At 71.9% G+C, this 13,545-nt stretch carries 7 protein-coding genes; 4 read left to right on the top strand and 3 right to left on the bottom strand.

The genetic code is table 11. From position 1 onward, the window contains the following. Positions 1-4 precede the first annotated feature (4 nt). Both cyoB and cyoA read right to left on the bottom strand, forming a co-directional pair. Positions 5-2,014 (bottom strand): cytochrome o ubiquinol oxidase subunit I, encoded by a 2,010-nt coding sequence (cyoB, locus tag KBB57_RS06005; protein WP_290747634.1) that lies wholly within the window; start codon positions 2,012-2,014, stop codon positions 5-7. Positions 2,015-2,032: 18 nt separating this feature from the next. Beyond that, a complete protein-coding gene (cyoA, locus tag KBB57_RS06000) occupies positions 2,033-3,136 on the bottom strand; it encodes a ubiquinol oxidase subunit II (RefSeq protein ID WP_290747633.1) in 1,104 nt (367 codons plus the stop codon). Between the two features lie 142 nt (positions 3,137-3,278). Between cyoA and KBB57_RS05995 the strand changes: the two genes are divergently transcribed. Beyond that, on the top strand, positions 3,279-4,580 hold the full coding sequence (locus KBB57_RS05995) for an MFS transporter (RefSeq protein ID WP_290747632.1): 1,302 nt from the start codon (positions 3,279-3,281) through the stop codon (positions 4,578-4,580). 76 nt (positions 4,581-4,656) lie between these two features. Further along, positions 4,657-5,064, top strand: coding sequence for a peptide-methionine (R)-S-oxide reductase MsrB (gene msrB / locus KBB57_RS05990; protein WP_290747631.1), 408 nt, complete (start codon positions 4,657-4,659; stop codon positions 5,062-5,064). Positions 5,065-5,805: 741 nt separating this feature from the next. On the opposite strand, the gene rfbA is transcribed toward msrB, so the two are convergent. After that, positions 5,806-6,702, bottom strand: coding sequence for a glucose-1-phosphate thymidylyltransferase RfbA (gene rfbA, locus KBB57_RS05985; protein ID WP_290747630.1), 897 nt, complete (start codon positions 6,700-6,702; stop codon positions 5,806-5,808). A 289-nt stretch (positions 6,703-6,991) separates the two neighbouring features. Here rfbA and KBB57_RS05980 point away from each other — a divergent pair, with 289 nt between their 5' ends. Together KBB57_RS05980 and KBB57_RS05975 are read left to right on the top strand one after the other, a co-directional pair. Beyond that, positions 6,992-8,875, top strand: a complete 1,884-nt coding sequence (locus KBB57_RS05980; protein ID WP_290747629.1) for an autotransporter assembly complex family protein — start codon at positions 6,992-6,994, stop codon at positions 8,873-8,875. Continuing rightward, positions 8,872-13,491 carry a translocation/assembly module TamB domain-containing protein gene (locus tag KBB57_RS05975; protein WP_290747628.1) on the top strand — a complete coding sequence of 1,540 codons (4,620 nt, stop codon included), beginning with the start codon at positions 8,872-8,874 and terminating at the stop codon, positions 13,489-13,491. The genes KBB57_RS05980 and KBB57_RS05975 overlap by 4 nt, the downstream gene beginning before the upstream one ends. Positions 13,492-13,545 lie beyond the last annotated feature (54 nt).

The raw sequence follows: 13,545 nt of genomic DNA, 5'->3' as shown, positions 1-13,545 counted from the left end.
CGCCTCACGCCCTCCCGGCGAGCTGCCGCGTCCGCGCGGCCTCGACCGCGGTGACCTCGGCGGCGGGGATGTTGAAGTCGCGGTCGTAGTTGAAGGTGTGCCAGATCGCCGAGGCGACGATCCCGGCGAAGGAGAGGAACGCCAGCCACCAGATGTACCAGATCAGCGCCAGCGCGCAGATCGTGGCGAAGGCGGCGAGCAGCATCCCCGAGGGGGTGTTCTTGGGCATGTGGATCGGACGGAAGCCCTCCAGCGGGCGGACGTAGCCGCGCGACTTCATGTCCCACCAGGCGTCGATGCCGTGGACGACGGGGGTGAAGGCGAAGTTGTAGGCGGGCGGCGGCGAGGAGGTTGCCCATTCGAGGGTGCGGCCGTCCCAGGGGTCGCCGGTCTCGTCGCGGAGCTCGTCGCGCTTCCAGATCGAGACGCCGATCTGCACGATGAAGGCGGCGATGCCGCAGGCGACCAGCAGGGCGCCGAGCGCCGCGATCAGGAACCAGATCTGCAGGTCGGGATCGTCGAAGACGCGCATCCGGCGGGTGACGCCCATCAGCCCGAGCACGTAGAGCGGCGTGAAGGCCACCCAGAAGCCCGCGACCCAGCACCAGAACGAGACCTTGCCCCAGAACGGCTCGAGGCGGAAGCCGAAGGCCTTGGGCCACCAGTAGTAGATGCCGGCGAAGAGGCCGAAGAGCACGCCGCCGATGATGACGTTGTGGAAGTGGGCGACGAGGAAGAGCGAGTTGTGCAGCACGAAGTCGGCCGGCGGCACGGCGAGCATCACCCCGGTCATGCCGCCGATGGCGAAGGTCAGCATGAAGGCGACCGTCCACATCATCGGCAGCTCGTAGTGGATGCGGCCGTGATACATGGTGAAGAGCCAGTTGAAGATCTTCGCCCCCGTCGGGATCGAGATGATCATCGTGGCGATGCCGAAGAACGAGTTGACGCTCGCCCCGGAGCCCATGGTGAAGAAGTGGTGGAGCCAGACGATGTAGGAGAGCACCGTGATGCAGACCGTGGCGTAGACCATCGAGGAATAGCCGAAGAGCGGCTTGCGGCAGAAGGTCGCGGTCACCTCGGAGAAGATGCCGAAGGCCGGCAGGACCAGCACGTAGACCTCCGGGTGGCCCCAGATCCAGATGAGGTTGACGTACATCATCGGGTTGCCGCCGTTGTCGGCGGTGAAGAAGTTGGTGCCGACGTAGCGGTCGGCGGCGAGGAGGACGAGGGTCGCGGCGAGGACGGGGAAGATCGCCACGATCAGGACGTTGGCGCAGAGCGCCGTCCAGGTGAAGATCGGCATGCGCATCATGGTCATGCCGGGGCAGCGCATCTTCACGATGGTCACGATCAGGTTGATGCCGGAGAGCGTGGTTCCGACGCCGGCGACCTGTAGCCCCCAGATGTAGTAGTCGACCCCGACGTAGGGCGACGCGTCGATGCCGGAGAGCGGCGGGTAGGCGAGCCAGCCGGTCTGGGCGAACTCGCCGACGAAGAGCGAGGCCATGACGATGACCGCGCCGCCGACCGTCATCCAGAAGCTGAAGTTGTTGAGGAAGGGGAAGGCGACGTCGCGGGCGCCGATCTGCAGCGGCATGATCAGGTTCATCATGCCGGTGACGAAGGGCATCGCCACGAAGAAGATCATGATGACGCCGTGGGCGGTGAAGATCTGGTCGTAGTGGTGGGCGTTGAGGTAGCCCTCGGAGCCGTTGAAGGCCCAGGCCTGCTGGAGCCGCATCATCACCGCGTCGGCGAAGCCGCGGAGCAGCATGATCAGGCCAAGGATCATGTACATGATCCCGATCTTCTTGTGGTCGACGCTGGTGAACCACTCGTTCCAGAGGTAGCCCCAGAGGCGGAAATAGGTGAGGGCCGCGACGAGGGCGACGCCGCCCAGGGCGACGACGACGAAGGTGGCGAGCACGATCGGCTCGGTCGGGATGGCGGCCCAGGTCAGGCGGCCGAAGAGGAAGCTGGTCTCGGGCGCGACGAAGTGTTCAACGGCCATTGTCAGGTCCTGCCCGGCTCAGAGGGTTTCTTTGGCGTCGCCGCCGGCCGCCGGCAGGGCGGCGGGGGGCGGCGGGTCGAGCAGCACGAGGCCCTGCGGGCCGTAGTCCGCCTCGGCGTCGGCGATGGTGCAGAACGACCGGACGTAGAAGGGCGCGGTCCCGATGGCGCTGGCCTGGCGGGTCGCGTCGGGGACGGTGTTGATCGTGCCGGAGAAGCCCGTGCCGCCGCGGGCGTCGAGCGCCGTCATCTCGTCGATGCACATCCGCCCGTCCTCGACGCAGCGGTTGAGGATGCGGCGGAAGAGGTCGGGGTCGACGTCGTCGAAGCTCATGACCGGGACGTTCTCGCTCGGGGCGGCGAGCTCGCGGTAGCGGGCGAGGTCGAGGGCGCCGTCGCCGGCGATGCGGGCCTTGGCGACCCAGACGTCGAAGTCGGCCCGCTCGAGCCCGTGGAAGCGGAAGCGCATCCCGGAGAAGCCGGCGCCGCTGTAGTTGGAGGAGAAGCCGTCGTACTCGCCGGGGACGTTCATCACCGCGTGGAGCTGCGATTCCATCGCCGGCATGGCGTAGATCATCCCGGCCAGCGCGGGGACGTAGAAGGCGTTCATCACCGAGGCCGAGGTGAGCCGGAACCGGATCGGGCGGTCGATCGGGGCGGCGACGTCGTTGACGGTGGCGATGCCCTGCTCGGGGTAGATGAACAGCCATTTCCAGTCGAGCGCCACCACCTCGATCTCGAGCGGCGTCTCGTTGGCCGGCACCGGCCTGCGCTCGCCGATGTGCTCGAGCGGGCGGAACGGGTCGAGGAGGTGGGTGCCGACCCAGGTGATCGCGCCGAGGCAGATGATGATCATCAGCGGCGCCGCCCAGATCAGCAGCTCGAGCCCGGTCGAGTGGCTCCAGTCGGGCTCGTAGCGCGCCCCGCGCCTGGCGCTGTAGCGCCAGGCGAAGAAGGCGATGAGCACCATGACCGGGATGATGATGACGAGCATCAGCAGGGTGGAGGTGAGGAGCAGGTCGCGCTGGCGGGCCGCGATGTAGCCCGAGGGCGAGAGCACCACCATGTCGCATCCAGCGAGGAGGGGGACCGCCAGCAGGGCCAGGAGTTTCGTTCGTCGCATGTCGCGCCCCCTGTCCACGCACGTCCGCCCGCGCTTGGGCCGCGGGCCTGATTCCCCGTTAGCATAACCCGATGCGACAGGTATAAGGAGATTCGGATGGGCCTTTTCCGAGCAGGTCCGTCGTTTTGTGGAGGCGCTCGCGATGAGCTACGAGACGGCCGGCGCGGGCGGGGCCGAGGGCCGCCACGAGACCAGCCCCGTCGAGATCGCGGTGGGCGTGATCATCGGGCGCAGCTCGGAGTTCTTCGATTTCTTCGTCTACGCCATCGCCTCGGTGCTGGTCTTCCCGCGGGTGATGTTCCCCTTCGCCGAGCCGACGGCGGCGATGATGTGGTCCTTCGCGGTCTTTGCGCTCGCCTTCATCGCCCGGCCGTTCGGGACGCTGATCTTCATGGCGATCGACCGGCGCTGGGGGCGGGGCGTCAAGCTGACGCTGGCGCTGTTCCTGCTCGGCTGCGCCACGGCCGGCATCGCCTTCGCGCCGGATTATTCGGTGGCGGGCGGCTATGCGATCGTCATCCTCGCGACGATGCGGCTGGCGCAGGGGATCGCGCTCGGCGGGACCTGGGACGGGCTGGCGTCGCTCCTGGCGATGAACGCGCCGGAGAACAAGCGCGGCTGGTATGCGATGATCCCGCAGCTCGGGGCGCCGGTGGGGCTCTTCGTCGCGAGCGCGCTCTTCATCTACCTGATCACCGGCCTGTCGGAGCAGGACTTCCTGGAATGGGGCTGGCGGTATCCGTTCTTCGTCGCCTTCGCGATCAACGTGGTGGCGCTGTTCGCGCGGCTGCGCATCGTGGTGACGCCGGAATATGCGGCGCAGTTCGAGAACCTCGAGCTGCAACCGACGCGGGTGCGCGAGACGTTGCAGGCGGAGGGGGTCAACATCCTGATCGGCGCCTTCACGCCGCTCGCCACCTTCGCGCTCTTCCACATGGTCACGGTGTTCCCGCTGTCGTGGGTCTACCTTACCTCGGAGCACCAGCTGACCGGGTTCCTCGGGATCGAGATCGGCACGGCGTTGCTCGGCCTCGCCGCGATCATCGCCTCGGGGGCGCTGGCCGACCTGATCGGGCGGCGGCGGCTGCTGCTCGCCTGCGCCATCGCCATCGCGGTCTTCGCGCTGGTGGCGCCGGTGCTGCTCGACGGCGGGCAGGTGGGCGAGTTCCTCTACATGGTGCTGGGCTTCGCGCTGCTCGGGCTGTCGTTCGGGCAGTCCTCGGGCGCGGTGGCGTCGCGGTTCACCCGGCGGTATCGCTACACCGCCTCGGCGCTGACCTCGGATCTGGCGTGGATGTTCGGGGCGGGGTTCGCGCCGCTGGTGGCGCTGTTCCTCGCCACGCATTTCGGGCTGGCCTCGTCGGGCGCCTATCTGCTGTCCGGCGCGATCTGCACGATCATCGCGGTCTGGGTCAGCGGCCGGCTCGACGTGCAGGGCGAGTAGCGCCGGCGTGCAGGCCCCTTGAAACCGCGGCCGCGGCGGCGACATTCCTGAGCGACCCGAGCGGAGGGAGCCGGAGATGGCGACGACGGAGAAGACCTACGCGGTGACGCGGAGCGAGGCGGAGTGGCGCGCGCGGCTGACGCCCGAGCAGTATGCGGTGATGCGGGGCCACGGCACGGAGCGGCCGGGGAGCTGCGCGCTCCTGCACGAGAAGCGGGCGGGGAGCTTCGTCTGCGCCGGCTGCGACACGCCGCTTTTCGCGGGCGGGCGCAAGTTCGAGAGCGGCACCGGCTGGCCGAGCTTCAACGAGCCGGTGGCGGGGGCGGTGGAGACCACTACGGACCGCAGCTACGGCATGGTGCGGACGGAGGTGCATTGCGCGACCTGCGGCAGCCATCTCGGGCACGTCTTCCCGGACGGGCCGCCGCCGACGGGGCTGCGCTACTGCATCAACGGGGTGGCGCTGGAGTTCCGGCCGGATTGAAAGGCGTGCGTTTCGCACACGAGGGTCATGTCGTTTGATTCATTGTGAACTCATGACATTTCGACCTGCGCCGACACTAAGCCCGGCAGGAAGCGGGTCGCAACGGCGCCGTCAGACGGATTTGACCCGTGGCAAATCCGTCCGCGATCGCCCCTGCGGGGGGCGAGCGCGTCGCCGCGCTCGCCGGGGCGACCACGGACGGATGGCGCGCTACGGGGAAATCTGGCCCCCCCACGGCTTCCGCGCGCAACCGCGCTCCAGCCGTCGGCGCGGCGAAAGCCGTGCTTTCGCTTGTCGCGCCGGGCCTCGCGGGCAAGCCCGCTTCGGTCGGGCAGCTATCGGCTTCATATCGTTCGGTCCATGGCGGCTGGAGGAGAAGTGTGAATTGCTAGCCCCTCGGGGGGCGAGCGCGTTGCCGCGCTCGCCGGGGCGCTCACGGACGGATTGCGGCGACGGGGAAATCTGGACCCCTGCCGGCCTCCGCGCCAACGCGCTCCGGCCGCCGGCGCGGCGAAAGCCGTGCTTTCGCTTGTCGCGCCGGGCCTCGCGGGCAGAGTCCGCTTCGGACGAGCGGTGGACATGGATCGGGGCGGATGCGAGCGTCTGGCAGGTCAGTCGGCGCGTTCGCAGAACATAGTCGAATTCGCCCCGCTGCTCCGCTCCGAGCCGGGAGACATGCGCATGTCGCCCGGCGGGCGTCGTCGCGGGACTGACCTTGCCGCGAGGGAAGCAGAAGACGCCTCAGCCGCCCTCGGCGATGCGCAGGAGGTAGCGGCCGTATTCGGTCTTGAGGTAGGGCGCGGCGAGGTCGCGGAGGGCGCTCGCGTCGATCCAGCCCTGGTGGAAGGCGATCTCCTCGGGGCAGCCGACCTTGAGGTTCTGGCGCTCCTCGATGGTGCGCACGAAGTTGCCGGCGTCGAGCAGGCTCGCATGGGTGCCGGTGTCGAGCCAGGCGTAGCCGCGGCCCATGCGCTCGACGGTGAGCTGGCCCTCGGCGAGGTAGAGGTTGAGCAGGTCGGCGATCTCGAGCTCGCCGCGCGCCGAGGGCCGCAGCGTGGCGGCGCGCGCGGGCGCGGCGCCGTCGAGGACGTAGATGCCGGTCACCGCGAAGTTCGATTTCGGCTTCTCGGGTTTTTCCTCGATGGAGAGGACGCGGCCGTCGGCGTCGAAGGCGACGACGCCGTAGCGCTCGGGGTCGCGCACCGCGTAGCCGAACACCGTGCCGCCGGAGGGGCGGGCCGCGGCGGCGTGCAGCATCTCCGGCAGGCCGTGGCCGAAGAAGACGTTGTCGCCGAGGACCATGGTCGAGCCGGCGCCGGCGAGGAAGTCCTCGGCCAGCACGTAGGCCTGGGCGAGGCCGTCGGGCCTGGGCTGGGCGATGTAGTCGATCCGCATCCCCCAGCGGCCGCCGTCGCCGAGGAGCCGGCGGAACTGGTCCTGGTCGGCCGGCGTGGTGATGATCGCCACCTCGCGCAGGCCGGCGAGCATCAGCACCGACAGCGGATAGTAGATCATCGGCTTGTCGTAGAGCGGCAGCAGCTGCTTGGAGATCGAGTGGGTGATCGGGTAGAGCCGCGTTCCCGAGCCGCCGGCGAGCACGATGCCCTTGCGCGGGCCCTGCGGGGTTGCTGCGGTCATCACTCGCTCCATCGTCACACGCACAGGTCCGCCCGTGGCGGACCGGATCGGGTTACGAGCCGCGGGGGGCGAGGTAAAGGGACTTCGCGCGACATGGTGAGCGGCGGGCGCGGCGATGGTGGCGGATCGGCCATGGCGCGCGCGAAAAATCGCCCGCGTCGGGGGCTTCGTCTTGCAAGGGTTAACGAATGCCCTAGGCTTCGCAAAACGCAAAAGAAAATCAGGGCAGAGCCGGTACGGGATGAAGCGTCGGACGAGCAGAGCGCGCCTTGCCGCCGTTGCGGCGTCCGTGGCCATCGCCGCGACGGCGCCCGCGCAGGCGTTCTCGCTCTTCGGCATCCATCTCTGGGGCGAGCGCGAGGACCAGGAGGCGGGGTTCGAGATCATCGACCCGCTGGCCTATGACGTGCAGTTCGTGGTGACGGGCGGCGACGGCGGGCTCGAGGCGCAGCTGAAGAACGCCTCCGGGCTGTGGGCGGGGCGGGACAAGCCGGCCTCGGGGGTCGGCGGGCTCCTGTCGCGCTCGCGGGGCGACTATCGGCGGCTGCTCGCGGCGCTCTACAACCAAGCCTATTACGGGCCGGAGATCTCGATCCGGCTCGCCGGGCAGGAGGCGGCCGACCTCACGCTCGACGCGCGCCTGCCGCGGCCGACGCCGGTCGTGGTCGCCATCCGGCCCGGGCCGCGGTTCAAGTTCGGGCAGGCGGTGATCGTCAACCCGCCGCCGCGCGAGGTCGCGGAGGACGACGAGGTGGACAACGACCTCGGCGACGACTTCCGCACCGGCGCCGACGCCAACGCGGCGATCGTGGCGGCGGCGTCCTCGACGGCGATCGAGCGCTGGCGGCAGCTGAGCCGGGCCAAGGCGCGCGAGACCGACCGCTCGGTGACGGCGGACCACCCGACGAGCAAGCTCGACGTGGTGATCACCCTCGACCCCGGCCGGCCGGCGAGGTTCGGGCGGACGAGCGTCAGCGGCACGCAGCGGGTGGATCCGGGCTTCGTGGCCTACATGGCGGACCTCACCCCCGGCGACAGCTTCGATCCCGACCGGGTGAAGGCGGCCGAGGACCGGCTGGCGCGGCTCGGGGTGTTCAGCTCGATCCGGGTCGAGGAGGCGCCGGAGATCGCGCCGGACGGCACGCTCGACATGGCGGTCCGGCTCCAGGACGGCACGGCGCGGACGCTCGGCGTCGGCGCGACGCTGTCGACGATCGAGGGCGCCGGCGTCGAGGCGTTCTGGGAGCATCGCAACCTCTTCCATCGCGCCGAGCGGCTGCGCTTCTCGGCGAGCGTGACGGGCCTCGGCGTGGTCGGCGACGTGGGCGACTTCGACTACGAGGCAGGCGTGACCTTCACGCGGCCGGGGGTCATCAATCCGAACGTCGACTTCTTCGCCTCGCTGACCGGGCGGCGGCTCGATCTCGACACCTACCGCGAGGAGTCGCTGACGGCGCGGTTCGGGTTGCAGCGGACCTATGCGCGCTGGCTGAACGGCGAGATCTCGGCCTTCGCGACGCGGGCGCGGTTCGACGACTTCTTCGGGATCCGGCGCTTCCTGATGTTCGGCGTCACCGGCAAGGGCACCTACGACCGCCGCGACGACGTGATGGATCCGACGCGCGGCTACTACCTCGCGGCGGAGGCGGAGCCGTTCTACGAGGCGGAGTACGGCAACGCCGCGGCGCGGGGGACGCTGGAGGGGCGGATCTACCACGGCTTCGGCGAGGAGCGGCGCTTCGTGCTGGCGGCGCGGGCCAAGGCGGGGAGCTTCGTCGGGCCGTCCGACCGGGAGAGCCCGCCGGACAAGCTGTTCTTCGCGGGCGGCGCCGGGTCGATCCGCGGCTACGCCTATCGCTCGGTCGGCGTCGACTATACCGAGCCGGACGGCGACACCGGCGTGGTCGGCGGGCGGAGCCTCGTCGAGGGCTCGGGCGAGGCGCGGTTCCGCATCAACGACCGCTTCGGGGCCGTGGGCTTCGTCGACGCCGGCTTCGTCTCGGCCTCGTCGAGCTTCACGAGCGACGACACCGACGTGCGGGTCGGCGCCGGGGCGGGGTTGCGGTACTTCACCGGGCTCGGGCCGATCCGGCTCGACGTGGCGACGCCGATCAACCCGCGCGACGACGACGACGTGGTCGCCTTCTATGTCGGCATCGGACAGGCGTTTTGAGACGGCTCCTCGTCATCTTCGGGCTGCTTGCGCTCGTCGCCGTGGCGGCGGTCGGCCAGGACCAGACGTCCGGGCAGGACGACAACGGCTTCATCATCAACTTCATCCAGAGCCGCATCTCGGCGCCCGGCCGGGAGATCCGGCTGCAGGGGGTGAGCGGCGCGCTCTCGTCGCAGGCGCGGATCGCCTCGCTGACCGTCTCGGACGACGAGGGGGTGTGGCTTACGCTGACCGGGGTGGAGATCGACTGGACGCGGCTGGCGCTGCTCCGCCGGCGGCTCGACATCAACCGCCTCGCGGTGGAGCGGATCGACTTCGCCCGCCGGCCCGTGCCGCACGAGGCGGGGATCGCCGACCGGCTGCCGCAGCAGGCGGAGGCGCAGCCGTTCCGGCTGCCGGAGCTGCCGCTGTCGGTGCGGGTGGCGGAGCTCGACCTGCCGCGGATCGACCTCGGGCCGGCGGCGGCGGGGCAGGCGGCGCAGCTCGCGGCGACCGGCTCGGCGGACCTGGCGCGCGGCGCGCTCGACGCGGCGCTGAACGTGCGGCGGCTGGACGGGCCGGGGGGCGAGCTGGCGCTCGACCTGGATTTCGCCAACGCGACGGGCGTGCTCGATCTCGACCTTGCGCTGACCGAGCCTGCGGGGGGCGTCGTCGCCACGCTGGCGGGGATCGAGGGGCGGCCGGCGATCGACCTGCGGCTGAAGGGCGGCGGGCCGCTCGACAACCTCGACCTCGCGTTCAGCTTCGACGCGGATGCGGCGCGGATCGCCACGGGCGACATCCGGCTGCGTGCGACGCCGGAGGGGCGGGGGTTCACGGCGGATTTCCGCGGCGGGCTGGCGCCTGTCGTGCCGGCGGCCTACCGGCAGTTCTTCGCGGGCGAGACCTCGGTGGAGGTCGCCGGCGTGGCGCTGGCGGCCGGGGGGATGCGGCTCGACCGGTTCGCGGTGCAGGGGGCGGAGCTCGACCTGACGGGGACGCTCGCCACCGCGGCGGACGGGTTTCCGAACCACCTGACCCTTTCCGGGCGGCTCGGGGATCCGCGCGGGCCGGCGGTGGTGCTGCCCGTGCCGGGCGGCGCGACCAGCATCCATTCCGCGGTGCTGCATCTCGCCTATGGCGAGGGCCGGCGGTGGAGCGGGCTGGTGGCGCTCGACCGGCTGTCGGCAGGGGACGTCGCCGTCGAGGACCTGACGCTGACCCTCGGGGGGCTGGCGGAGAACCTGAACGACCCGGCGACGCGCAACCTCAGCTTCGCGGTCGAGGGGGTGGCGACGGGCGTCTCCTCGGCGAACCCGGACGTGGCGGCGGTGCTGGGGAGCCGGCTCGACCTCTTCGTGGACGCGGCGCTGCCGCCGGGGGGGCCGCTGCGGGTGCGGCAGGCGCAGGCGACGGGCAAGGACGTGTCGCTGTTCGCGGCGGGCGACGTGGAGGGCACGGCCTTCGAGGGGCGGATCGCGGCGCGGCTGGCCGACCTCGCGCCGGCCTCCGGCCTGGCGGGGCGCGACCTGGGGGGCAAGCTGGACCTGCGGCTCGACGGCAAGCTCGCGCCGCTCGACCGGTCGTTCGACCTCGCGGTGGACGGGACGGCGGAGGATCTGCGGCTGGGCGATCCGCGGCTCGACGGGCTGCTTGCGGGCGAGACCACGCTCGGGGGCCGGGTTGCGCGGGATGCGGAGGGGTTCCGGACCGACGGGCTGCGCCTCGCCAATCCGCAGGTGGAGATCGCCTCGACCGGGCGGCTGACCAGCGCGGCGACCGACCTTGCGATCGAGGCGCGGCTCGCGGACCTCGCGGCGCTCGATCCGCGGCTCGAGGGGGCGCTGACCGCGACGGGGCGGGCGTCGGGCACGGGGCGGCCGCTCGCGGTGACGTTCGAGGCGCAGGCGCCGGAGGGGCGGCTCCTCGGCCGCGACCTGACGGGCGCGCGGCTCGGGTTCGACGGGAAGCTCGCGGGGGCGGACGTCTCGGGGGCGATCTCGGGCGCGGGGGCGCTCGGGGGGCAGCCGATCCGCATCGCGGCCAACGTCGACGTCGCCGGGGGCGCGCGGGCGGTGCGCGCCATCGACGTGCATGTCGGGCCGAACGCGATCACCGGCGAGCTGTCGCAGCAGCCGGGCGCGCCGATCCTCGGGGCGCTGAACGTCGACGCGCCCGACCTCGCGCCGCTCGCCGCGCTGGCGCTCGCCGAGGCGGCGGGCGCGGCGCAGGCGACGCTGCGCTTCGAGGCGGCGGAGACGGGGCAGGGGATCGCCGCGACGGCGACCGCGCGCGACGTCGTGGTTGGCGCGACGCGGCTCGGCGGGCTCGACCTCGACGCCTATGTCGAGGATGCGCTGGCCGCGCCGCTGGTGCGCGGGCGACTGGATGCGACCGGGCTGGTCGCCGGGGGCGTCGACGTGACCAGCCTGTCGGCGCGGGCCGAGCAGACCGGGCCGCGGGCGATGCGGATCGACGCGGACGCGCGGCTCGCCATCGGCACCGAGGCGCGGCTCGCCGGCACGCTCGACCGGCTCGATGACGGCTTTGCGGCGACTTTGGAGACGCTGTCGCTGCTGCAGCAGGACGTGGCCGCGCGGCTGACCGCGCCGGCGACGGTGACGGTCGCGGGCGGGACGGTGACGCTGACGCCGCTGGCGCTCGACCTCGGCGGGGGGCGGCTGACGGCGCAGGGCAAGGCGGACGAGAGCCTCGACGTGTCGGTGGACCTGCAGAGGCTGCCGCTGTCGCTCGCGAGCCTCGTGCAGCCGGCGCTCGGGCTCGAGGGGCAGGTGGACGGGCGGCTGCGGGTCACCGGGGCGCGCGCTGCGCCCGACATCGCCTTCGACGTGACCGGGGCGGGCGTGGCCGCGGCGGCGTCGCGGGCCGCCGGGCTGCCGCCGGCGCGGGTGGTCGCCTCGGGGCGGACCTCGGACGGGCGGCTGCGGCTCGACGCGCAGGTGGCGGCGGAGGGGCTGGCGGCGCGGGCCTCGGGCTCGGTTCCGCTGGGGGCCGGCCCGCTCGACGTCGCCGTGGAGCTGACCTCGCTGCCGTTGCAGCTCCTCGACCGGGTCGCCGGCAATCGCGGGCTCGGGGGCACGGTCTCGGGCACGGCGCAGGTCGGCGGCACGACGGCGCAGCCGGACGTACGCTTCGACCTGCGCGGGACCGGGATCACCGCGCAGCCGCTGCGCGACGCGGGCGTGAGCCCGCTCGCGGTCGAGGCGCGGGGCGAGTTCCTACGCAACGTGCTGACGCTCTCGGAGGCGACGGCGCGCAACGACCAGGGGCTGGCGCTGCGGGCCTCGGGCCGGGCGCCGCTGCAGGGGCCGGGGCTCGACATGCGCGCGACCGGCGAGGCGCCGCTGGCGCTCGCCGACGCGCTGCTCGCCGACCGGGCGGCGCAGGCGCGCGGGCTGGCGCGGCTCGACCTGACGGTGCGGGGGACGCTGGCGCGGCCGCTGCTCTCGGGGACGGCGAGCCTTGCGGGGGGGACGTTCACCGATCCGCAGACCAACCTCCGGCTCCAGGACATCTCGGCCGATCTCGGCTTCGAGGGGCAGACCGTCACGGTGCGGAGCTTCCGGGCGGCGCCGGCGGCGGGGGGGACGATCACCGCCTCGGGCACGGTCTCGCTGGCCGCCGGCAATCCGGCGAACCTCGAGATCACCTTCGCCGGGGTGCGCTACACCGACGGGCAGTTCGTCTCGACGACCGTCGACGGGCGGCTCCGCGCCGAGGGGCCGCTGCGCGGCGGCGGCACGATCTCGGGACGCATCGACCTCGGGCATACCGAGATATCGGTGGCGGAGGGGCTCGGGGCCAACGTGACGCAGACGCTGGAGCAGGTCGTGCATGTGAAGCCCGACGCCGGCGTGGTGGAGACGCTGCGGCGGGCGCGGCTCGACGAGCCGCGGGAGATCGCGACGGCGCGGCTGCCGCTCAACGCCGACATCCGCATCCGGGCGCCGAACCAGATCTTCGTGCGCGGGCGCGGTCTCGACGTCGAGCTCGGCGGCGAGATGCGGATCACCGGGCCGCTGAACGACCTCGTGCCGGTCGGGCAGTTCGAGCTGCGGCGGGGGCGGCTCGACATCCTCGGGCAGCGCATCGAGTTCACCCGGGGCTCGCTACAGCTCACCGGGAGCTTCAACCCGATCATCGACTTCCAGGCGCAGACGCGGGCGCGGGGGGTGACGGCGATCGTGCAGGTCACGGGGCGGGTGTCGCAGCCGGAGATCCATTTCTCGTCGCAGCCGGCGTTGCCGGAGGACGAGGTGCTGGCGCGGGTGATCTTCAACCAGAGCGTCTCGCAGCTGTCGCCGTTCCAGATCGCCGAGCTGGCGGCGACGGCGGCGGAGCTTGCCGGGCGGGGGGGCGGTCCGGGGATCCTCGAGCAGCTGCGCGGGGCGATCGGGTTCGACGACCTCGACATCGTCACCGAGGACGACGGCTCGACGGCTTTGCGGGCGGGGACGTATATCGACGACAACATCTATCTCGACGTGCAGACCGGCACGGGCGGGGACACCAAGGCGCAGATCAACCTCGACGTGACGGACAACCTGACGGTGCGCGGATCGGTGGGGAGCGACGGCAACTCGACGATCGGGGTGTTCTTCGAGCGGGATTATTGAGGGCCGGCGGGCCGGGGGGAGGTCGCACGGGGCGACGCGTCGAGCCGGGAGACA

This window comes from Amaricoccus sp., assembly GCF_017993425.1.
Lineage (GTDB): Bacteria > Pseudomonadota > Alphaproteobacteria > Rhodobacterales > Rhodobacteraceae > Amaricoccus.
Note: the sequence above shows the minus strand (reverse complement) of the source record. Positions and strands in the feature narration are given on the sequence as shown.

Coding starts and splice junctions, on each gene's coding strand:
- KBB57_RS05995 (WP_290747632.1), top strand. CDS start 3,279: ATGAGCTACGAGACGGCCGGCGCGGGCGGGGCCGAGGGCCGCCACGAG.
- msrB (WP_290747631.1), top strand. CDS start 4,657: ATGGCGACGACGGAGAAGACCTACGCGGTGACGCGGAGCGAGGCGGAG.
- rfbA (WP_290747630.1), bottom strand. CDS start 6,702: ATGACCGCAGCAACCCCGCAGGGCCCGCGCAAGGGCATCGTGCTCGCC.
- cyoB (WP_290747634.1), bottom strand. CDS start 2,014: ATGGCCGTTGAACACTTCGTCGCGCCCGAGACCAGCTTCCTCTTCGGC.
- cyoA (WP_290747633.1), bottom strand. CDS start 3,136: ATGCGACGAACGAAACTCCTGGCCCTGCTGGCGGTCCCCCTCCTCGCT.